We start from the raw sequence: 20,122 nt of genomic DNA on the forward strand, positions 1-20,122 counted from the left end.
CCCACCCCTCATTGGTCACAGCAACAGCCGTGAAGCTAGACCTCTTTTGATGAGTCGCCAATAGGTATGCCTGCAATGCGACAAACTTTGTCCCGGGTGTGGAGAAACGAAGATCACCCGGCTACCGTGTGCCGCCCGGCCTGAATTCGTCCGGCCCATATTCCGTGCATCGCTGGGGAGTTCGTATGGACAGACGGAGTTTCAACCGGCGCGCGCTGGCAGGCGGCGCTGCCGCGGCCGCCGGCGCGACATCGTTGTCGTTCGCCGCTGCTCCTGCGAGCTCCGCCGAAGGTGACGCACCGAAGACTGCCCCGGCCGGCGGTGCCGTACGCCATCTCAAGCTCTATGCCGAGAAGCTGCCGGACGGCCGGATGGGCTATGGCCTGGAGAAGGGAAAGGCGTCCGTACCGGGGCCGATGATCGAACTGATCGAAGGAGACACCCTGCACATCGAGTTCGAGAACACGATGGATGTCCCGGCAAGTCTGCATGCGCACGGCGTCGATTACGACATCGCGAGCGACGGCACCCGACTGAACCGCAGCCACGTCGAACCCGGCGGAACGCGCACCTACACCTGGCGCACCCACACCCCGGGCAGGCGGAAGGACGGCACCTGGCGGCCGGGAAGTGCGGGCTACTGGCACTATCACGACCATGTGGTGGGCACGGACCACGGGACGGGCGGAATCCGCAAGGGCCTGTACGGCCCGGTGGTGGTGCGGCGGACGGGCGACATACTCCCGGACAGGCAGTTCACGATCGTGTTCAACGACATGACGATCAACAACAGGCCGGGGCACGAGAGTCCGGACTTCCGGGCCACGGTGGGTGAACGGGTCGAGATCGTCATGATCACACACGGGGAGTACTACCACACCTTCCATATCCATGGTCATCGCTGGGCGGACAACAGAACCGGACTGCTCGCAGGACCCGATGACCCCTCGCGCATCATCGACAACAAGATCACGGGCCCTGCCGACTCCTTCGGTTTCCAGATCATCGCCGGCGAGCATGTGGGCGCGGGCGCGTGGATGTACCACTGCCATGTGCAGAGCCACTCGGACATGGGGATGGCAGGGCTGTTCCTGGTGGCCAAGCCGGACGGGACAATTCCGGGTTACGACCCGCATCACCCGGCCGCGGCCGGCGCGAAGCGGTCGTCCGGTCAGGGGGGCCACACCCAGGAGCACGGTTCCGGGCCGGGGGCAAGGGCGAGCGGATGACCGGCGACGCCGTTTGCCGATGGGCCGGTTGACGCAGAGCCCGGTCACCCGAGCGGGTATTCGTAGACCACGAACCCACGGAAGCGCGCCACCCTGTCGTAGAGGGCGCGGGCGGCGTCGTTGTCCTGCTGGGTGTTCCAGTAGAGCCGCGGCAGACCCCGGTCGCGCGTCGCCTTGGCCACGTACTCGATCAGGGCCCGGGCGGCGCCCTGCCCCCGCGCCGCCTCGTCGACATACAGGTCCTGCAGATAACAGGCGCCGGACGACCAGACGTTGGCGTGGAAGACGTAGTGGGCGATGCCGATGAGGGTTCCGTCGACACGCGCCCCGACGCCGTGCAGTTCATCACCGCGCAGCAGCCGCTGCCAGGTCTCCTCGTACGCCTCGTCGGGCTCGTCGGTGCGGTAGAAGGCCTTGTAGCCGCGCGCCAGGGCTTCCCAGCGCCGGTGATCCCCGGGGAGTAACGGGCTGATCTCCATCATGGCGGCATCCTGCCACGCCTCCCCTCCGTCCCGGCGCGTGCCGAGCTGTGCTGCGTCGGGCCGCTGCGCCGTTCAGCGGCCGAAGTTCCGGCGGCACAGAGCCGTGAGCGACGGGTCCGCGACACCTGCCGACTCATTGCACAGATACGTCATGTCATAGCCTCGGCGCGGGCGCGGCGGCCGGTACCCGCCCGCGTCCGGCCGGTGCGTTCGGCCGGAACCGGCCTGAGGCGGTGTACGGCGGGCCGGCGGAACGGGCCTCTCGGCGTGCCGGGGCGGGACCGCCACCGGCGGTCGGACACCGTTCACGCGGTCCGTTGCGGCTCCCTCGGCCTTCCCCGCCCCGTCCTGCCCGGTCTGCTCTTCCCGGCCCTCCGCTCCCGACCTCATCAGCTCCTCGCGCGCCGTCGGCCGCAGTGGAGTGACGGGTGAGGGTGAGAGGTTCCCGGCCGGGGCGAGACCGGGTGCCCGCGGACCCGGAGGTCCCGCAGTGCCCTGCACGGAAACACAGCCTGTGGCGGTCAGAAGTACGAGGAGGGCGAACGGCATGGTGCGGAGGCGCATTTGTACACCTTCGCGCAGCGGCGGACGGCGTCGGTGGCAACTCCGGGCCGGACCACCGTGACGGGTGACATGAAGCCCCGGCGGCACGGCGGCACCCTGGACGTGCCGGCGCGACGCCCGGCGGAGCGTGGGCCGAGGGAAGCAGGGACGGGAGGCGGCGCCTGCCCGGCATGGGCCTCTCTGGTCGTGGTCATGGGGGAGACCATGACCGGGCTCCCTCGTACGCTGTACGGCATGACGGACGCGATCATCGTCGGATCCGGTCCCAACGGCCTTGCAGGTGCGGTGACTCTCGCCCAGGCGGGCATGCGCGTCACCGTCCTCGAAGCGGCGGACGAGCCAGGCGGGGGCTGCCGCTCCGGTGAGCTCACCCTGCCCGGACTGCTGCACGACCATTGCTGCGCCGTGCATGCCACCGCCATCGCATCGCCTGCCCTCGACGCCCTCGGGCTGCAACGGCACGGTCTCGAGTGGGCCTGGCCCGAAATCGATCTGGCCCATCCCCTGGACACCGGCCCGCCCGGACTGATGTTCCGGTCCATCGAGGCGACCGCCGGAGCACTCGGCCCGGTGGACGGCCCCGCCTGGCGCAGGGTCCTCGCCCCGATCGCGGGCGGGTTCGACGCCCTGTTCAGCGACATCATGCGGCCGCTCGCCCACGTCCCGGCCCACCCGGTGCACCTCGCACGGTACGGCCTCCTCGCCGCACTTCCGGCGGCCCTGCTCACCCGGCACTGGCGCACCGGCACCGCACGGGCGCTGTTCGCCGGCGTCGCAGCCCATGGCTTCCACCCGCAGAACCGCCCGCTGACCAGTGCGATCCCGCTCATGCTGATCGCCGCGTGCCATGCGCACGGCTGGCCTGTCGCCCGCGGCGGCTCGCGCGCCGTCAGCGATGCGCTCATCGCCCGGCTGAAGGAGCTCGGCGGAACGGTCGAGACCGGAGTACGGGTCGACTCCCTCGATCAGCTCCCGCCGTGCTCCGTCGTTCTGCTCGACCTCACTCCGGGGGCCGTGATCCGCATCGCGGGTGACCGGCTGCCGCCGCGCGTACGGAGGGCCTACGCGCGCTTCCGCCACGCCCCGGGCGCGTACAAGGTCGATCTCGCGGTGGAAGGGGGTGTGCCATGGCGGGACGAGGCATGCCGGCGCGCAGGCACCCTGCATCTGGGCGGGTCGGCGGCGGAGGTCGCGTACACGGAGCAGGAGATCAATCGCGGCAGGATGCCCGAGCGGCCCTTTGTGCTGGTGGCACAGCAGTATCTCGCCGATCCCGGCAGGTCGCGCGGCGGCATCCACCCCGTGTACGCCTATGCGCATGTGCCGCACGGCTATCGGGGCAATGCGACGGACGCCGTGCTACGGCAGTTCGAACGCTTTGCGCCCGGTGTCAGGGAGCGGATCGTCGCGACAGCCGTACGGTCGGTCACCGCAACGGAGGCATACAACCCGAACCACGTCGGCGGCGACATCATCACCGGTGCCACTGGCCCTCTCCAGCTCACGCTGCGGCCGCGCGGCACGGCCACCGACCCGTACAGCACGGGCATCCCGGGGGTCTACATGTGCTCTGCGGCCACTCCGCCGGGCACGGGCGTGCACGGCATGTGCGGGTACAACGCGGCCCGGGCGGCCTTGCGTGCGGCACAGCGGGATCGGTAGCAGACTCATGAGGGGGCAATCCGAGGAAGGGCGACGCACCATGCTCACCACTCGCTACGTCACAGGCTCCCCGAACTGGATCGATCTCGGCACCCCCGACATCGAGGGAGCGAGCGCCTTCTACGGCGGCCTGTTCGGCTGGAACTTCCAGTCGGCGGGTCCCCAGGCGGGCGGCTACGGCATGTACCAGCTCGGCGGACGAACCGCGGCAGCGGGGATGACCGCTCCGCCGGAGCAGGGAGCGTCCGCCTGGAACATCTACTTCCAGTCCCCCGACGCCGATGCCACGGCCAAACGGGTGAGAGACGGTGGAGGATCCGTCTATGCCGAGCCGATGGACGTCTTCGACCTGGGCCGCATGGCCGTCTTCGCCGATCCGGCGGGCGTGGGCTTCTCGACGTGGCAGCCCGGCACGAACAAGGGCCTCGACGTGGTCAACGAACCGGGTTCGTTGCGCTGGGTGGAGCTCTACACACCGGACACGGACGCCGCGCTCGGCTTCTACCGTTCGGTCTTCGGCTGGGAGGAGTACGGCATCCCGGTCCCCGGCGGCGACACCTACACCACGGTCAACCCGGCGGGCGCGGGCCCGGACGGCATGTTCGGCGGCCTCGTCCCCCTGGAGACCGACGCGGCCGAGGCGGCCGACGGCCCCTACTGGCTCCCGTACTTCGAGGTCGACGACACGGACGCGACCGTCTCGCGGGCCGAACAGCTGGGCGGTAAGGTCCGGTTGGCACCACTGGACCTGGAGGACGTGGGCCGCATCGCGAAACTGGCGGATCCGTACGGGGCACGGTTCGCGGTCATGAAGAGTGTGACGTCGGAGTGACCTCCCGTCGCCCATTGATCATTCATTGACAGGTCGTTTATCGGCAGCGGGCAACGTGTCCCGCATGCCGATCAACACCACCATCACCACGACCACCAGCACCGACCATGAACTCTCCTGGCAGGAGACGGCCCTCTGCGCCCAGGTCGGCCCCGAGTTCTTCTTCCCTGCCCCCGGCTCCTCCGTCCGTGAGGCGAAGGAGCTCTGCGGGGCGTGCGAGGGGCGGCAGGCATGCCTGGAGTACGCGCTGGCGAATGATGAGCGGTTCGGGGTGTGGGGTGGCCTGTCGGAGAAGGAGCGGGTGAGGCTGAGGCGCGATCAGAACCAGGGCCGCCGGAGGTAACGCCCGTTCTTGGCGAGCCCGGCACGCTCGGCGACCTCATCGGGCGCGGGAAGCGCTGCGCCGGCCTGCACCGGCCGGACGACGCGCTGCGGATAGTGGCCACCGGCGGGGGAGGCCACGCCGCCGCATGCGGGATCGCCGGCGAACCAGATGACTTCGGGGTGGGCGTTCTGCTTGCGGCGGAGGTCGCAACGGTAAGGGACGGGATGGATTGCGACCTCACGGTCCGGAGCGATTGCCAGCACCAGGACGTAGTCCCGGCTCCGTGGGATGTATGTACACGCATAGGCTCGCCATGGGTAGCACCGGAGGATTCGGCTGATGTGAGGCGCTCCCAGTACTCCCATCGCGAGGAAAGGGATAACGGGTAGTGAGACGAGGAGCGTAATGGCTACCCACGAGATCGCGTCTTCTGTCTCCATCAGTGATGTGAACGTTGCAATCAGCACCGCAGGTCCGACGATCGAGGCGATGCACCAGAAGATGCGCCTCTTTACAAGCCTGTGATACCCCTTTGAGGTCGCCGGATAGTCGAGTGCAGTCTTGCAAATCGGGATGGCTGGAGCGGCAAGATCTGTCACAGAAGTACCTCCAGGAGCCGACTCGGGGGAAGTGGTGTCTGCGTTTCGGGAGCAACGAATCTGATCGTCTGTGCGATGCCCAGGAGAATGTCCATGTAATCTGCCGCCATTGTCGTGGCGCACGTTGTCAAGTCGATGACAAGCGCCTCGGATCCGTAGGGCCTGGCTACGGCCAGGCGAGCCTGGAACACTTCGGGCGCATCAGTTGTGATTCCGGTGGCAGCCATGAGCTCGGCCGGAGGCTTTGGCACTATCCGACTCGTGATCGCAGCTGGCATGCCGCAAGGGAGGTGGATGAGTTCTCTGTCCATGATTTTTCCGAACTTGCCAACTGCCAGTTCGATTCCGCAGGTAGCCACTGCCAGAGCAGCATTCGGAGCACCCGTGGGAATTTCGGACAACGTGACGACTGAGACGCAAAGTTCACCTTCAGAGCCGACGTGAAGTCCGAATGCGGCATGCATGGTGCCGTTCTCAAACAGGTCACGCAGCAGGCTGAACAAACCAGTTAAGTCACCCAAATTCTGCTCAGCGATCAACGCATCCTTGTGGATGAGTAGGAGCTCCTGTTCCAGTCGGAAGTGCAGTTGGTCAAGATTCTCGGGATCGATGTCGTGGTACCCAGGTGGGAGAGCAAACCAGCAGCTGCCGACTTGTGGAGCAGACCCAAGGCCCATGGAGGATCTCCTATCGAGCTTGTGACCAAGTGCGGATGGCGGAATAGAGATTGGGGGCATCCGAAGTGCCGAGACGCGCGCCATCAATCGCTGCCCCACCGATCTGAACGCCCTCACGATCCTCGTAGTCCGTAAGCCCCAGGCTCGACGTTGCAACGCCTGTGCCGGCAACAGCCGCTTGGAGTGACTGGGACGACACCAACTCGCCGGACCGACGAACCGTCCAGTCCAGGACGGGTTTGGGGGCATCGTTGATGGACTGCATTGCCGCACCGGTACCAGTTCTGAAGGTCCGCACCCCTGCCTGGAGGTTTGACAGGCTGTCTTCCGCCGTACCCGAAGCACGGGCTGCCGTGATCGCGCCCTTGGCGCCCTTGGCGATGGCGGCCAGTCCTGGCACGGCACCTAGCGCGTCGCCTGCGAGGGACGCGGAAGCAGCCCAGAACTTTCCGTCGAATTCCCCTTTGCTGAAGCCGTTCTTGAGGGCGGTTTGTAGCTTCGGGTCCCGGGCATGGACGACGAATGCTGCGAGACTTAATCCCGCAGCAACGAAGACCAGCGGGACAGCAACTCCGGTTGCGAAGACGGCGACAAGTCCGAGCGCAGCCGACAGCGTGCTCAACCCATCCCCCAGATTCTCGTCCACCCACTTCAGCACCCCGTCAAACGCCCCCGGTTCCACCGGCGCCAGCCTCACCGTCGCCTCCCCGAGGCCCTTCGCGATCTGCGCCGCCTGCAACCGGTGCGTCTCCTCCAGCTCGCGTGCGAGCTTTCGCACCCCCGCCAGCGCCTCCCGTGCCTGCGTCACCCCGCGCGCCGCGGCCGCGAGGTCCGTGGCGGGGGCATCGGGTCTGGCGCGGGTGGAGGACTCGTGTGCCTCGGCCTTGGTGAGGGCCGTCGATTCGAGCTTGGCGCGGGCCTCATAGGTTCGGGCGGTCGCCTGGTAGCCGACCAGGTCGTCGTGCCAGACGCCCAATTGCTTCGCGGCTCCCGACAGGGAGAGATGCGCGTTGCGCAGACAGCGCGGGAGGTCGCCGTCGAGCGCCTCGCGGAAGGCTCTCGCGGCCTCGCCCTGCCAGGAGGAGCTCTCGCCGAGCAGACGCTCGACGAGGTGGCGGGCCGTGCCGAGGGATGCGGCGGACGTGGTCAGCTTCGTGCGCAGGGCGGCGATCTCGGCCGGGCTGCCCGGGGCGGGGTCCCAGCCCAGATGCGGGAAAGAAGTGTCAGTCATGCGGCGTCACCGCCCTGAATGCCGCCTTGATGGCCCGGTTGATCTCGCTGTAGTCCGCATGGCCCGCCCTGACGCCCTCATGAACGGTGCCGATGCGTTCGCGCAATTGGTCGGCTCCGTACTTCCAGCGCTCCTGGAAGCCGTCGCACGCCTCGTCCAGCTCCTTCGTGCCGAGCTGATCCGCGCGTACGTGTTCCAGCGCGCGTCTTGCCGCGCTCAGCGAGGTCAGTGATTCCTGGAGTGCGTGTGTGAAGCGGCCCAACTGGGCGGTGTCCACCGAAAGATCACGGCTCATGGCTGACCACCATGGCAGATCATCTCGAAAGCGCAGAAATGCCTTACGTCCAACGAGTGGTGGGATAACAGGATGCTGACGACCGCCACCCGTCATTACGATCAGCGCGCATGAGCAACCGGATCACCGACGAGGAGCTGGTGGCGTTCGGCCGTATGGTCGGGCGACTGCGGGCACTGCCCCTGGACGACCCCCGGCGGATGCGTGGCGAGGAACTTGCCGCGTCGTTCGCGCGGGAGAGTCGCAACAAGCGGCGCAAGGCTCGTAGGCAGCTGCGCTCGGCGGCGGACGCGGTACTGAGCGCCGCCACCGCGACCGGTGCTCTCGACCGGCGGGAGGACAGCGCGCTGGCGATGCGCGAGGGGAGTCCGGGGGAGTACGTGAAACCGCGGCACTGCTACGTCTGCAAGTCGCTGTATCGACAGGCCGATGCCTTCTACCACCGGCTCTGTCCGGACTGCGCCCGTGACAACGCGGCGCGTCGAGCCCTGAGGACCGACCTTGCCGGCCGACGTGTGCTGCTCACCGGCGGTCGTGTGAAGATCGGCTTCCAGCTGGCGCTGATGATGCTCAGGGACGGCGCCGATGTTCTCGTCACGAGTCGTTTCCCGCAGGACACCCTGCGGCGGTTCCGTGCCGTCGAGGGCAGTGCGGACTGGTTCGGGCGGCTGACCGTCGTGGCGATCGATCTGCGCGATCCGCGGCAGGTGCTCGGCCTCTGCGACCGGCTCCGCGCCCAGGGCGAGCCCCTTGACATACTCGTCAACAATGCGGCGCAGACGATACGCAGACCCCCCGAGTCGTACGCCCTGCTCGCCGCGGGCGAGGGGGCATCACCGCCCCCGGGCGTGCTCGCCGCACCGGGATACGCGGCCATGGCGGCCATCGGCCGAGCCCCGTCCGATGCGCTCGACCTCGTGCTTCCCGCCGTGGACGAGGCCGGGCTGCTGCCCGACTCGGCGCCGGTCAACTCCTGGTCCGCACGCATCGGTGAGCTCGACCCGGCGGAAATCCTCGAGACCCAGCTCGTCAATGCCCTGGCGCCCGCGCTGCTCTGCGACCGGCTGCTGCCGCTGCTGCTGGCGTCGCCGCGCCCGCGCCGCTACATCGTCAATGTGTCGGCCGTCGAGGGCCGGTTCGCCGTACGGAACAAGACCGGTGGGCATCCGCACACCAACATGGCCAAGGCCGCACTGAACATGCTGACGCGCACGAGCGCCCAGGAGCTGGCGGCCCAGGGGGTGCACATGTGCAGTGTGGACACGGGCTGGATCACGGATGAGAACCCCGCCCCGCGGAAGGCGCGTATCGCCGCGGTCGGCACCCGCACGCCGCTGGACATCGTGGACGGAGCTGCCCGTGTGTACGACCCGATCGTGCGGGGAGAGGCAGGGGCGCCGGTCGCAGGCGTGTTCCTGAAGGACTACCGCGAAGCCGACTGGTGACGTCAGTGTCCCGGCGAGTGATCAGCTCGCCGGGATGCGAAACGTTTCTCCGTATGTCTGCCACTGCAGAGGCGTGGCCAGATCGAGATTGCCCTTCCGCAGGAACACCCGCTGCGCGGTGTCGATACGGGACGTGTCGCGCTGTGTCTCGGTAAGCCCGGCCTTCATCACGGATCGGCCCACGTCGAGGAAGGTGTTCAGATACGCCTTCTCGTCCCCGCCCTCGGCCGCCGTCCTCGCCTTCTTCATCGCCGCCGCGCGGATGCCGTAGAAGCCGTCGGCCTCCAGGCCGGGACCGTGCAGCACCATCGCGTCGTAGTAGATGAACTGGCCGAGCGTACCGAGGCCGTCCATCTTGGCGAGCTGGACGGCGGGGTCGAAGTAGACCCGGTCGCGCGTCCTGTCCTGGGCCTTCCGGAAGGCCGCCTTCTGCGACTCGCGCTCCCAGGCCTCCTTGAAGCCGGGGTCGAGGCCCTCGTGCGAGTCGGTGCCGTCGACCTCGCGGAGGGCGGGGAGGTAGCGGGCGAGTCCGTTGTCGGGGTGTTCGGCGGTGTACGACTCGACGAGCTGGAGCATGTCGTTGGTGCCCGAGCAGAAGCCGATGATGCCGGCGGTGTAGCCGTTGCCGTCACCGAGGTCCTCGATCTGGTTGTACTGACTGCGCCAGTCGAGCGTCGAGCTGTCCGCGCTCGCCACCAACTGCGCGGCGATCTCCCTCTTGGCCGGGGCGGCGAGGCCCGGCGGCATCTTGGCGATCCGGGCCTCCAGCGCCTTCTGTTCCGCGGCCGAGCCCGACTTCAGGGGGTTCGGTGCGTGGTTCGGCCGCTGTGCCGCCGCGTTCGGCCGGTCGGCGAGCGGAACGTCCGACTCCCCGCCGCCGCCGACAACGGCGGACACGACTACGGCGACCGGGGCGGCGACGAGGAGGATGCGTGTCAGAGGCTTCACGGGGCCAGCCTACGGGGCCCTCACCTGCGCAAACGCCCCGCCCCTCGGAATGTCCGCTTCCGCCCCGGTGTGTGTCAGCCCGCCGCGCGCGCCGCGAGCCGCGCCTTGCGCGCGGCGAGCTTCTCGTCGAACTTGAGGGCCTCGGAGTCCAGGCCTCCCATGTACAGGCCCAGCTCCTCCTGCGCCTTCATGCCCTCCGGGCCGAGCCCGTCGATCTCCATGACCTTGAGGAACCGCAGGACGGGCTGCAGCACGTCGTCGTGGTGGATGCGCAGGTTGTAGATCTCGCCGATCGCCATCTGAGCCGCTGCACGCTCGAAGCCAGGCATGCCGTGCCCCGGCATCCGGAAGTTGACGACGACGTCGCGCACGGCCTGCATCGTCAGGTCCGGGGCGATCTCGAAGGCTGCGCCGAGAAGATTCCGGTAGAAGACCATGTGCAGGTTCTCGTCGGTCGCGATCCGGGCCAGCATCCGGTCGCAGACCGGGTCCCCCGACTGATGGCCGGTGTTGCGGTGCGAGATACGTGTCGCAAGCTCCTGGAAGGCCACGTACGCCACGGAGTGCAGCATCGAGTGACGGTTGTCGGACTCGAAGCCCTCCGACATGTGGGACATCCGGAAGCGCTCCAGCTGGTCCGGATCGACCGCACGGGAGGCGAGCAGATAGTCGCGCATCACGATGCCGTGGCGGCCCTCCTCGGCGGTCCACCGGTGCACCCAGGTGCCCCAGGCGCCGTCACGGCCGAAGAGCGTCGCGATCTCGTGGTGATAGCTGGGCAGGTTGTCCTCGGTGAGCAGGTTCACCACGAGGGCGATCCTGCCGATGTCGGTGACCTTGGACTGGCCGGGCTCCCAGGGCTCGCCGTCCTCGAAGAGCCCGGCGAAGTTCCGGCCGTCCGTCCAGGGGACGTACTCGTGCGGCATCCAGTCCTTGGCGATCTTGAGATGCCGGTTGAGTTCCTTCTCCACCACCTCTTCCAGCGCGTACAGCAGCCGGGCGTCCGTCCACGCTTCCGAACTGGTGAGGTGGGGAGAGGTGATCGTCACGGGTGCTCCTGGGGACGCGGAGAGATATCGGGGGTGCAGGCCGGGCCGAAGCCTTCGGGCGACCCGCCGGATGAGGGGGAGGCGGGCGCGCTTACCTACGGCCTCGTAGGTTACGAAACCGTAGGTTAAAGGCCCGGTAAGCCATGGGCCAAGCCCGCGTCCGTTACGTTCCCTTTCATCTGTTTATGTGTGCAGGTCCCGGAGGCGCACGGAGAGACAGGTCACGCAGCCTTCGAGCTTCTCGAATTCGCTGATGTCCACAGGAACCGGGTCGTATCCCAGGTCTGTGAACAGCTCCGCCGTCTTCGGTGCGCTTTCCGCCATGAGCAGCTTTCCGCCACCGAGCAGCACGACATGCGCTCCGGACTCCTCCGGCACCGGCAGGAACCGCGGAAAGAGGGAAGGCTGCTCCACCAGCGGCTCGTACCCGATCACTGTCCCGTCCGGCAGTGCCGTCACGGCCGACTTCAGATGCAGCACCTTCGACACCGGTACGGGAACCACCCGGGCGCCCAGTGGCTCGAAGGCCGCCCGCAACTGCTGGACGCCGGCGGAGTTGGTCCGCCCGCCCAGGCCGACATAGATCGTGTCACCGACCTTGAGGACATCGCCGCCGTCCAGCGTGCCGGGCTCCCAGACCCAGTTCACCGAGCATCCGAGCCGGGCCAGGGTCTCCTCGACCCCAACGGTCTCCGGTCGGCGCGACTCGGCTCCCGAACGGGCGATGAGGGCCACGTTGCGGAACATCACCACGGTGTCCTCGACGAAGACCCCGTCGGGGCAGTCGTCGGCGGCCTCGGTCTCCACCGTCTCCCAGTCGTGCCTGCGCAGGGCGTCCCCGTAGGCCTCCCACTGGGCGAGCGCGGCCTCCGCATCCACGGGGCGGCGCTCGACGTGGGTGACCAGGCCCTCGGCCAGGCGCGGGCTCGGACGTCGGATCAGTGCTCTTCTGCTCGGCACGGGGTCTCCTGAGCGGGCTCGGGGGGTGACGGCGCCATCATTAGCCGCATCTGCCCGGTCCCGTAAAGACCCATGCCGGGGACACCGGGCGGATCCGCCCCGCCGGGTCCGGCGGGGCGGAACGAGGGCCGGGGGTGCCCGGCCGGAGCGTCACTGCGTCCCCAGCGCCGCCCGCGCCTCGTCGGCCGACGTGGGCCGCAGCTCACCGTCGAGCAACAGCCAGCGGGTGATCCCGAGGGACTCCAGGAACCGCACATCATGGCTCGCCACGATCAGCGCTCCTTCGTACGCCTCCAGCGCCGCCGTCAGACTCCGGACACTCGCCATGTCCAGGTTGTTGGTCGGCTCGTCCAGCATCAGCAGCTGGGGCGCGGGCTCGGCGAGCAGCAGCGCGGCCAGCGCGGCGCGGAACCGCTCACCGCCCGACAGGGTTCCGGCCGCCCGGTCCGCGCGAGCGCCCCTGAACAGGAACCGCGCCAGTCGTGCACGGATGGCGTTGTCCGTGGCCGCCGGAGCGAAGCGGGCGACGTTCTCCGCCACGCTCAGCCCGTCGTCGAGCACGTCCAGCCGCTGCGGCAGAAAGCGCAGCGGTACGTCGGCCGTCACCTCACCCGAGACCGGCTCCAACTCCCCGGCGACGGTGCGCAGCAGCGTCGTCTTCCCCGCACCGTTCCGCCCGATGAGGGCGATCCTTTCGGGGCCGCGGAGCTCGAAACCGCCCGCGACCCGACCCCCGTAGGGCAGTTCGACATCCACCAGCCGTAGGACGCCGCGGCCCGGATGCACCCTGGTGCGGGGCAGCTCGATCCGGATCTCGTCGTCGTCGCGCACCGCGTCCACCGCTTCGGCGAGCCGCTCCCTGGCCTCACCCAGCTTCTCCGCGTGCATGATGCGGTGCTTGCCGGCCGATACCTGGGCCTGTCGTTTGCGTTCCCCCATCACCACCTTGGGCTCTCGCTTGCTGTCCCACATCTTCTGTCCGTACCGCTTGCGCCGGGCCAGTTTGACCTGGGCGTCGGCCAGTTCGCGCTTCTGTCGCTGCACATCGGCCTCCGCGACCCGCACCATCCGCTCGGCGGCCTCCTGCTGGGTCGCCAGTGCCTCCTCGTAGTCCGAGTAGGCGCCGCCGTACCAGGTCACCTCGCCGTCGCGCAGATCGGCGATCTGGTCGACCCGCTCGAGGAGTTCGCGGTCGTGGCTGACCACGACCATCACCCCCGACCAGGCATCCACCGCGTCGTACAGCCGCCGGCGGGCGTACAGATCCAGATTGTTGGTCGGCTCGTCGAGCAGCAGCACCCCGGGGCGCGCCAGCAGCAGCGCGGCCAGCCGCAGCAGCACGCACTCGCCGCCCGACATCTCGCCGATGGTCCGGTCGAGTCCCACGTGTCCGAGCCCGAGCTGGTCGAGCGTGGCGCGTGCCCGCTCCTCGACGTCCCAGTCGTCGCCGACCGCCGTGAAGTGCTCCTCACGGACGTCGCCCGCCTCGATGGCGTGGAGCGCGGTGCGGGTGGCCGCGACCCCCAGCGCCTCGTCGACGCGCAGCGCCGTGTCGAGCACCAGGTTCTGCGGGAGGTACCCGAAGCCGCCCGTCACCCGCACGGTGCCTTCGGTGGGGGTGAGTTCGCCTGCGGCAAGGCGCAGCAGGGTCGACTTCCCCGAGCCGTTGAGCCCGATCAGACCGGTTCGGCCCGGGCCGACCGCGAGGTCGAAGTCCTCGAAGACGGGGGTGCCGTCCGGCCAGGAGAAGGAGAGGGAGGAGCAATTGACATAGGTGGGGAAAGTAGACATACGGGTCTCCCTGTTGCGAGAAATGGACGGGCAACGGGTGAGACACCGGGGGACGGCACAAAGGCCCTGGTCCGGAGGGACGGAACGGCTCGTACGCCGAGGTCGCACACGGCACGCGGGCAGAAAGCCGCGTCGCACGGTGTCTCAGGACCTCAGACGAGCAATGTCCTTCTCCGATCAACGACAACAGAACCGGATTCGAAGCTACGCCCGGTCCGGCGGTGGGGCAAACGATTAATCCGGCGGGCGTGCACACCGGCCGGTTTCCGCCGTCAGCAGGCGTCGCGCATCAGCTCGGCGAGATCCTCGTCGAGGTCCAGATAGAGGTGCTCGCGCCCGGCCGGGACCAGTCCCTCGACCCGTGTGAGGAACCGCCGCACCTCGGAGGTGCGGACGTGCACCATGGCCGTGCCCTCGGGGGCATGGAACTCGAGGACGGTGCGGTCGTAGCCGTACGGCCGTACCCGTACGTCCCCCACACCCGCGGGCGCCTCCATGCCCTCCACGAGCAACTCGCGTGAGAACTCCCAGGACACCTCCGTGCCCTCCAGGGTGGCCGGCGCGGGGAACTCCATGCTGACGGCGAACGGATCCGCACGGTCGTAGCGGAGGGTGGCCGGCACGGATTCCATCTTCGGCGCGGAGGCGACCAGACGGGCCTGCACGGCCTGCTCGATGATGGTGGCCATGGCCTGCTCCCTCTCCTCGTTGCGGCGCGGCGACGTCTTCTCGCACAGAAGTAGACGGCGGATTGACAAAATCCGTGCATCGGCCGGACGAGGTCGCACGGGTGACCTGCGTCACCGCCGTCCCGCACCTGGCGTGTGGCCGGAAGTCGTCCGTTCCCGGGCGGGAGGCGCTCTGGACCGGATCCCGCTGGTGGATTACGTTCGCGCGCCATGACGTCCATGGGGAAGACGAGACGAGCGGTTTCCGTGGGACTGTGCGGGGCGGCGCTCGCCGCGGCCCTCGCGGCCCCGGCACACGCGGCGGACGAACGGCGGCTCCCGCACTGGGAGCTCAAGCAGACGGGTACGGAGGTGCGGTTCCGGGGCCTCGCCGCCGTCAGCCGGAGCACCGCGTGGGCCGCGGGCTCCAAGGGCACGGTGCTCCGCACCACGGACGGCGGCCGGAGCTGGCGGAACGTCTCTCCGCCCGGCGCGGGCGAACTGGAGTTCCGGGACGTCGAGGCCTTCGACGGCAGGCGGGCCGTGGTACTGGCCATCGGCGAGGGCGAGGCATCCCGGGTCCTCCGTACCACCGACGGCGGGGCGACCTGGACCGAGTCCTTCCGCAATACCGATCCGAAGGCCTTCTACGACTGCATCACCTTCTTCGACAGCCGTCATGGTCTTGCCATGAGCGACCCGGTCGACGGAAAGTACCGGATCCTGTCGACCGGCGACGGCGGCAGGTCGTGGAAGGTGCTGCCGAGCGCAGGGATGCCGCCCGCCGAGCCGGGCGAGGCGGGATTTGCGGCGAGCGGTCAGTGCCTGGTCAGCTCCGGCCCGAGGGACGTCTGGCTGGCGACCGGCGGCGGTGCCCGTGCGCGGATCCTGCACTCGGCCGACCGTGGACTGCACTGGACTGCGGCCGAGTCGACGATCCCGGCCGGGGACCCGGCCCGGGGAGTCTTCGCCCTCGCCTTCCGTGACCGCCGCCACGGGCTCGCGGTCGGGGGCGACTACCGGACCGGACAGGCGTCGCCGCAGGCGGGCGCGGTGAGCAGGGACGGCGGCCGCAGCTGGAGCGGGGCCAGGACCCCGCCCCCGGCCTACCGCTCGGGTGTTGCCTGGCTCCCGCACAGCCGGTCCGCCGCCCTGGCCGTCGGCCCCACCGGCACGGATCTCACGACCGACGGCGGCCGCAGCTGGCGGACGGTCGACCCGGGGTCGTACGACACCGTCGACTGCACGGCCGACTTCGGGTGCTGGGCATCGGGCGAGAAGGGCAGGATCGCCCGACTGGAGTTCTGACCGGGATTTCCGGGGCCGGGATCACCGGGAACGTGCCTGTCCGGTGGTTCCGGCCGTCCGGCCGGGAGCCCTATCCCGGCAACTGCTGCCGGTACCGCTCGAGACCGGGCGCCGTCTTCGTCGCGATGAACTCCGTGATGCGGTACGCGCACACCCCACCGGTGACGAAGGGGTCGGCCGCCGCGATCTCCTCGATCCGCGCGCGGTCGTCCCCGACGGCGAGCACCACACCCCCGTCACGCGGGTTCTTGCGTCCCGACGCGATGAACACACCCTCCTCGTACAGGGCGTCCAGCCAGGCGACATGGGCGTCGAGGAGCGCGTCGACGCGCTCGACGGGCGCGGTGTAGGTCAATTCCAGTACGAACATGATCGCCAGGTTAGCCGGGTGTCTAAGGTGGAGGTCATCATGACCACCATCAGGACACCCGCGGACGAGACCGAGGCCCGAGCCGTACAGGACGAACTGCGCGCACGCGTCGTACTCGACGAACCGGGGCCGCCGCCCGGCACCGGCCTCGTCACCGGAGTGGACGTGGCCTACGACGACGAGCGCGATGTCGTCGTCGCGGCCGCCGTGGTCCTCGACGCGGGTACTCTCGCGGTCGTCGAGGAGACCACTGCCGTCGGCAGGGTCGCGTTCCCCTATGTGCCCGGGCTGCTCGCCTTCCGCGAGATCCCGACCGTGCTGGCTGCGCTGGAGTCGCTGAACACGGCACCCGGGCTGGTCGTCTGCGATGGCTACGGCCGTGCGCACCCCCGCCGCTTCGGGCTGGCCAGCCACCTCGGCGTGGTCACCGGACTGCCGGTGATCGGCGTCGCCAAGAACCCGTTCACCTTTGCCTGCGATCCCCCCGGACACCGGCGCGGCGAGGCCGCTCCGCTGCTTGCGGACGACGGCGAGGAGGTCGGCAGGGCGCTGCGCACCCAGGACGGCGTCAAGCCGGTGTACGTCTCGGTGGGCCACCGGATGTCGCTTGCCAACGCCTGCGCCCACACCCTCGCCCTCGCGCCGGACTTCCGCCTGCCGGAGACGACGCGGCGTGCGGACGCGCTCTGCCGCCGGGCGCTGCGCGAGGCAACGGCCTGAGACGACGGCCTGAGACGACGGCCTGAGACGACGGTCTGAGACGACGGTCTGAGACGACGGCCCGAACAGCCTGACGCAGCGGTCCGAGGAGCGGACCGCGGAGGCCGAGGCGGGCCATGCTCCAGGGCGCGGGTGTACGGCTGCGGTGCCGGCTTGCGCGAGTGTCCGCCCGCCGGACGAGGCGACGGGTCCGTCATGCCCCGGACGGCGAAGTGTCGCGTGCCAGGGCCCTTTCGGTGTGCGGCCGTTCGAACCCCTGCAGCACGCCGCCGACGGAGAAGCACACGGCCCCGCTGAGGGTGCCCCAGTCGGCGATGTCGGCGTTCACCAGGCTCCCGGTCTGCGGCACGGTGAAGTCGGCCAGTGCCGCGATCATGAACAGTGCGGATCCGAACTGGTTGACTGCCACGATCCACCAGCCGAGTTCGCGCGCCCGGACGGCCGGGCGGCCATGACAGACCTCCACCAGGGCCAGGTGCCCGGAAATGAGGAACAGCAGACAACCGATCATGTCGGGCGCCCAGATCAGCCGGTTTGTCTGCTGGGCGGAGAGTCCGTGGAGGAACGAGTCCAGCAGGTTGACTCCGAACACCAGTGTCCCGGCGAACAGCACGAACGTGCTGAGCCAGTCGATCTGCATGGGCTCGTAGCTCCACCAGCGCCAGCCGCGCGTCTCCAGCGCTTCCGATGTGCTGCCCAGCCTGGGCGCGTTGATCGTCTGGAGCAGGGAGGCATAGCCGCCCGCGTTGAAGAACAGCCCACCCGCGAAGTAGACGCAAGCACTTGTCGTCGCACTGCCGCCACCGAGGGCGACGGCAGCACCGAGAGCGAACAGCGCCCCTCCCACGGTGAAGGCCACGGCGGCCGTGGTGTTGAGGGTCCGCAGCCGGCCGAGGGCCACGGTGTCCGCCGATCGGGGGACACCTTCCGCGTCCTCGGCCGCCCTGACCGTGAGTGCGCCTCGTTTGCGCGCCGCACGCGACTCCCAGACCGCGACGCCGCCCTCGGCGAGGCGCCAGGTCAGCCTGGTGGTGAACGGTCCTGCGCCCTCGGCCCGCTTCGCGATGTGACCCACGCGGTCAGGGTAGTGAGCCCGGTCCCGCGGGAATCCGGACAGGCGCCGCGACACGCAAGCCCTTGGCCGGTAGTGCCGATCCGCCGGGGAGGTGAACGGTCCCACGCCGGGGCGGCTCGGCTCGCCCCGCCTCCGGTCGGGACGGCCTCAGCGGGAGTGCGCGACCCGGAAGACGATCCCCGCGGCGCGCAGCCGCGTCAGCAGCGCATCGCCCATCGCGACAGCGGTCGTGACCTGCCCGGAGGTCCCCGGCAGTTCGTCGAATGCGAGGCTCAGCGCCGACTCGGCGAGGATCTTCGCCGTTTCGCCGTAGCCCGGGTCGCCGCCCGAGACCTCGGTGAAGACCCGGCGTCCGCCGCCCTCGCCGACGAAACGGACCCGGAACCAGCTCCGTTCGCGCTGCTCCGCACTCGGCCCCCGCCCCGGCTCGTAACGGTCCATCAGCCACCTGCGCGCGGGCGGGATCTGGGCGAGCGCGGCGAGGGCGCCGAGCGCGGCGGGACCGCCGAGTGCCATCGGCAACGTCTTGACCGAGGCGTAGTGCCGGTACTGGAAGTCGGGGCCGTACCGCTCCAGCCGCCGCGCCGACCGCGCCACGATCTGCGGGTCCAGCGTCGGCAGCGGCAGCGCCCACGTGCCGGTCTCCCTGCTGAACCGGGGCGCGGCGAAAGGCGCCCTGGCGCGGCGGCCCATCAGCCTGGCCTCGTGCAGCCGCCGTTCCCGGGCGGCGCGCCCGGCTTCACGTCCTCGCCCCATGGCGGTGAGCGCGGAGGCGAAGGTGCCGCCGGAGAATATTCCGCCGGCGCGGACGAAGCCGTCGACACGCAACGGCACGTCCTCCGGCAACTGCTGGACCGTGAAATAGGCGCCCAGGTCGTGCGGCACCGAGTCGAAGCCGCAGGCGTGCACGATCCGGGCACCGGTCTCGCGGGCCCGTGCGTCGTGCCGTACGAACATGGTGTCGACGAATTCCGGCTCGCCCGTGAGGTCGGTGTAGTCCGTCCCGGCCTCGGCGCAGGCGGCGACCAGCGGCTCCCCGTACCAGACGTACGGGCCGACGGTGGTGGCCACGACATGGGTGGACTCGGCGAGCTCACGCAGGGACTCCGGGTCCGAGGCGTCGGCGACGATCAACGGCAGCTCCGCAAGTGCGGGATCGACGGCGGCGAGCCGTTCCCGCAGCCGCTCCAGCTTGGCCCTGCTGCGGCCGGCGACGGCCCAGCGGCACCCCTCCGGCGCCTGCGCCGCCAGATACTCCGCGGTGAGTGCGCCGACGAAGCCGGTCGCTCCGAAGAGCACGATGTCGTACGGCCGCTCCGGTCCGTTCTGCCTGTTCACGCTGACCCTCCACCTGCTTCAGGCCTGGTCCGGCCGATCCTGACGGGCTGATCGACCGGACACAGGGCCATGCCCCGCGCCGATGCCGATGGGCGAGGCTAGCGTGAGAGCGAACTGTCCGCGCGACCGGGAGGACGGGATGGCGGCACCACCGAAGGCGGCACTGGCGAAATGGGAGAAGGTGCGGTCCTTTGCCCTGGGGCTGCCCGGAGCGGGCGAGGAGTTTCCCTGGGGGGAGACCGTGGTGAAGGTCAACAAGAAGATCTTCGTATTCCTGGGGGTGGACGACGGCAGCCATCCGCTGGGCATCGGGGTGAAGCTCAAGGACGAGGCGATGCATGCCCACGCCCTGTCCTGCCCGGGCGCCGAGCCGTCCGGCTACGGCCTGGGCAAGGCGGGCTGGGTCCGGATCCCGCTCGACGGGAAAGGTGCCCCCGTGGCGGACATGCTCCTCGACTGGGTCGAGGAGAGCTACCGCGCCGTCGCGACCAAGAGGCTGATCGCCGAACTCGACTCCCGCTGACCCGGCCGCACCCTCCGCGGAGCAGGTGGTC

At 69.4% G+C, this 20,122-nt stretch carries 21 protein-coding genes; 8 read left to right on the top strand and 13 right to left on the bottom strand.

Features of this window, described 5'->3' with window-relative positions:
• Nucleotides 1-185 precede the first annotated feature (185 nt).
• On the top strand, nt 186-1,229 hold the full coding sequence (locus AC068D_RS03025; protein ID WP_478821146.1) for a multicopper oxidase domain-containing protein: 1,044 nt from the start codon (nt 186-188) through the stop codon (nt 1,227-1,229).
• 44 nt (nt 1,230-1,273) lie between these two features.
• Here AC068D_RS03025 and AC068D_RS03030 read toward each other — a convergent pair whose 3' ends face one another.
• Nucleotides 1,274-1,711, bottom strand: a complete 438-nt coding sequence (locus AC068D_RS03030; protein ID WP_478821147.1) for a GNAT family N-acetyltransferase — start codon at nt 1,709-1,711, stop codon at nt 1,274-1,276.
• 798 nt (nt 1,712-2,509) lie between these two features.
• Here AC068D_RS03030 and AC068D_RS03035 point away from each other — a divergent pair.
• The 3 genes from AC068D_RS03035 to AC068D_RS03045 all read left to right on the top strand — a co-directional run bounded on the left by AC068D_RS03035 (nt 2,510) and on the right by AC068D_RS03045 (nt 5,112).
• Nucleotides 2,510-3,937: a phytoene desaturase family protein gene (locus tag AC068D_RS03035; RefSeq protein WP_478821148.1), complete on the top strand. Its 1,428-nt coding sequence runs from the start codon at nt 2,510-2,512 to the stop codon at nt 3,935-3,937.
• 40 nt (nt 3,938-3,977) lie between these two features.
• The gene (locus AC068D_RS03040) at nt 3,978-4,769 is read left to right on the top strand and encodes a VOC family protein (protein WP_478821149.1); all 792 of its coding nucleotides are present in this window, start codon (nt 3,978-3,980) and stop codon (nt 4,767-4,769) included.
• A 64-nt stretch (nt 4,770-4,833) separates the two neighbouring features.
• Entirely contained in the window at nt 4,834-5,112 is a 279-nt protein-coding gene (locus AC068D_RS03045; RefSeq protein ID WP_478821150.1) for a WhiB family transcriptional regulator, read from the top strand.
• On the opposite strand, the gene AC068D_RS03050 is transcribed toward AC068D_RS03045, so the two are convergent.
• From AC068D_RS03050 to AC068D_RS03065, 4 genes are all read right to left on the bottom strand, one after another.
• Entirely contained in the window at nt 5,088-5,357 is a 270-nt protein-coding gene (locus AC068D_RS03050) for a hypothetical protein (RefSeq protein WP_478821151.1), read from the bottom strand. The two genes, AC068D_RS03045 and AC068D_RS03050, sit on opposite strands and share 25 nt — an antisense overlap.
• A gap of 332 nt (nt 5,358-5,689) precedes the next feature.
• On the bottom strand, nt 5,690-6,370 hold the full coding sequence (locus tag AC068D_RS03055; protein WP_478821152.1) for a hypothetical protein: 681 nt from the start codon (nt 6,368-6,370) through the stop codon (nt 5,690-5,692).
• 10 nt (nt 6,371-6,380) lie between these two features.
• Nucleotides 6,381-7,601, bottom strand: a complete 1,221-nt coding sequence (locus AC068D_RS03060) for a hypothetical protein (RefSeq protein WP_478821153.1) — start codon at nt 7,599-7,601, stop codon at nt 6,381-6,383.
• Entirely contained in the window at nt 7,594-7,896 is a 303-nt protein-coding gene (locus tag AC068D_RS03065) for a hypothetical protein (protein WP_478821154.1), read from the bottom strand. The genes AC068D_RS03060 and AC068D_RS03065 overlap by 8 nt, the downstream gene beginning before the upstream one ends.
• A 110-nt stretch (nt 7,897-8,006) precedes the next feature.
• Between AC068D_RS03065 and AC068D_RS03070 the strand changes: the two genes are divergently transcribed.
• On the top strand, nt 8,007-9,341 hold the full coding sequence (locus tag AC068D_RS03070) for an SDR family NAD(P)-dependent oxidoreductase (protein ID WP_478821155.1): 1,335 nt from the start codon (nt 8,007-8,009) through the stop codon (nt 9,339-9,341).
• Nucleotides 9,342-9,362: 21 nt separating this feature from the next.
• On the opposite strand, the gene AC068D_RS03075 is transcribed toward AC068D_RS03070, so the two are convergent.
• From AC068D_RS03075 to ssgD, 5 genes are all read right to left on the bottom strand, one after another.
• A complete protein-coding gene (locus AC068D_RS03075) occupies nt 9,363-10,280 on the bottom strand; it encodes a chitosanase (protein ID WP_478821395.1) in 918 nt (305 codons plus the stop codon).
• A gap of 83 nt (nt 10,281-10,363) precedes the next feature.
• Nucleotides 10,364-11,338, bottom strand: a complete 975-nt coding sequence (locus AC068D_RS03080) for an acyl-ACP desaturase (RefSeq protein WP_478821156.1) — start codon at nt 11,336-11,338, stop codon at nt 10,364-10,366.
• 183 nt (nt 11,339-11,521) lie between these two features.
• Nucleotides 11,522-12,298, bottom strand: coding sequence for a dimethylargininase (gene ddaH / locus AC068D_RS03085; protein WP_478821157.1), 777 nt, complete (start codon nt 12,296-12,298; stop codon nt 11,522-11,524).
• Nucleotides 12,299-12,448: 150 nt separating this feature from the next.
• A complete protein-coding gene (locus AC068D_RS03090) occupies nt 12,449-14,089 on the bottom strand; it encodes an ABC-F family ATP-binding cassette domain-containing protein (protein ID WP_478821158.1) in 1,641 nt (546 codons plus the stop codon).
• A 272-nt stretch (nt 14,090-14,361) separates the two neighbouring features.
• The gene (gene ssgD, locus AC068D_RS03095; RefSeq protein WP_478821159.1) at nt 14,362-14,778 is read right to left on the bottom strand and encodes a spore wall synthesis regulator SsgD; all 417 of its coding nucleotides are present in this window, start codon (nt 14,776-14,778) and stop codon (nt 14,362-14,364) included.
• 210 nt (nt 14,779-14,988) lie between these two features.
• Here ssgD and AC068D_RS03100 point away from each other — a divergent pair, with 210 nt between their 5' ends.
• Nucleotides 14,989-16,065: a WD40/YVTN/BNR-like repeat-containing protein gene (locus AC068D_RS03100; protein ID WP_478821160.1), complete on the top strand. Its 1,077-nt coding sequence runs from the start codon at nt 14,989-14,991 to the stop codon at nt 16,063-16,065.
• A 70-nt stretch (nt 16,066-16,135) separates the two neighbouring features.
• Here AC068D_RS03100 and AC068D_RS03105 read toward each other — a convergent pair whose 3' ends face one another.
• Nucleotides 16,136-16,435: a YciI family protein gene (locus tag AC068D_RS03105; protein ID WP_478821161.1), complete on the bottom strand. Its 300-nt coding sequence runs from the start codon at nt 16,433-16,435 to the stop codon at nt 16,136-16,138.
• 39 nt (nt 16,436-16,474) lie between these two features.
• On the opposite strand from AC068D_RS03105, the gene AC068D_RS03110 reads away from it, so the two are divergent.
• The gene (locus AC068D_RS03110) at nt 16,475-17,155 is read left to right on the top strand and encodes an endonuclease V (RefSeq protein WP_478821162.1); all 681 of its coding nucleotides are present in this window, start codon (nt 16,475-16,477) and stop codon (nt 17,153-17,155) included.
• A gap of 193 nt (nt 17,156-17,348) precedes the next feature.
• On the opposite strand, the gene AC068D_RS03115 is transcribed toward AC068D_RS03110, so the two are convergent.
• Nucleotides 17,349-18,230: a hypothetical protein gene (locus AC068D_RS03115; RefSeq protein WP_478821163.1), complete on the bottom strand. Its 882-nt coding sequence runs from the start codon at nt 18,228-18,230 to the stop codon at nt 17,349-17,351.
• 147 nt (nt 18,231-18,377) lie between these two features.
• Nucleotides 18,378-19,568 carry a saccharopine dehydrogenase family protein gene (locus AC068D_RS03120; protein WP_478821164.1) on the bottom strand — a complete coding sequence of 397 codons (1,191 nt, stop codon included), beginning with the start codon at nt 19,566-19,568 and terminating at the stop codon, nt 18,378-18,380.
• A gap of 139 nt (nt 19,569-19,707) precedes the next feature.
• On the opposite strand from AC068D_RS03120, the gene AC068D_RS03125 reads away from it, so the two are divergent.
• The gene (locus tag AC068D_RS03125) at nt 19,708-20,091 is read left to right on the top strand and encodes an MmcQ/YjbR family DNA-binding protein (RefSeq protein WP_478821165.1); all 384 of its coding nucleotides are present in this window, start codon (nt 19,708-19,710) and stop codon (nt 20,089-20,091) included.
• Nucleotides 20,092-20,122: the final 31 nt, after the last annotated feature.

This window comes from Streptomyces sp. NPDC043861 (assembly GCF_056435905.1).

Coding starts and splice junctions, on each gene's coding strand:
- AC068D_RS03025 (WP_478821146.1), top strand. CDS start 186: ATGGACAGACGGAGTTTCAACCGGCGCGCGCTGGCAGGCGGCGCTGCC.
- AC068D_RS03030 (WP_478821147.1), bottom strand. CDS start 1,711: ATGATGGAGATCAGCCCGTTACTCCCCGGGGATCACCGGCGCTGGGAA.
- AC068D_RS03035 (WP_478821148.1), top strand. CDS start 2,510: ATGACGGACGCGATCATCGTCGGATCCGGTCCCAACGGCCTTGCAGGT.
- AC068D_RS03040 (WP_478821149.1), top strand. CDS start 3,978: ATGCTCACCACTCGCTACGTCACAGGCTCCCCGAACTGGATCGATCTC.
- AC068D_RS03045 (WP_478821150.1), top strand. CDS start 4,834: ATGCCGATCAACACCACCATCACCACGACCACCAGCACCGACCATGAA.
- AC068D_RS03055 (WP_478821152.1), bottom strand. CDS start 6,370: ATGGGCCTTGGGTCTGCTCCACAAGTCGGCAGCTGCTGGTTTGCTCTC.
- AC068D_RS03060 (WP_478821153.1), bottom strand. CDS start 7,601: ATGACTGACACTTCTTTCCCGCATCTGGGCTGGGACCCCGCCCCGGGC.
- AC068D_RS03065 (WP_478821154.1), bottom strand. CDS start 7,896: ATGAGCCGTGATCTTTCGGTGGACACCGCCCAGTTGGGCCGCTTCACA.
- AC068D_RS03070 (WP_478821155.1), top strand. CDS start 8,007: ATGAGCAACCGGATCACCGACGAGGAGCTGGTGGCGTTCGGCCGTATG.
- AC068D_RS03090 (WP_478821158.1), bottom strand. CDS start 14,089: ATGTCTACTTTCCCCACCTATGTCAATTGCTCCTCCCTCTCCTTCTCC.
- ssgD (WP_478821159.1), bottom strand. CDS start 14,778: ATGGCCACCATCATCGAGCAGGCCGTGCAGGCCCGTCTGGTCGCCTCC.
- AC068D_RS03100 (WP_478821160.1), top strand. CDS start 14,989: ATGACGTCCATGGGGAAGACGAGACGAGCGGTTTCCGTGGGACTGTGC.
- AC068D_RS03105 (WP_478821161.1), bottom strand. CDS start 16,435: ATGTTCGTACTGGAATTGACCTACACCGCGCCCGTCGAGCGCGTCGAC.
- AC068D_RS03110 (WP_478821162.1), top strand. CDS start 16,475: ATGACCACCATCAGGACACCCGCGGACGAGACCGAGGCCCGAGCCGTA.
- AC068D_RS03125 (WP_478821165.1), top strand. CDS start 19,708: ATGGCGGCACCACCGAAGGCGGCACTGGCGAAATGGGAGAAGGTGCGG.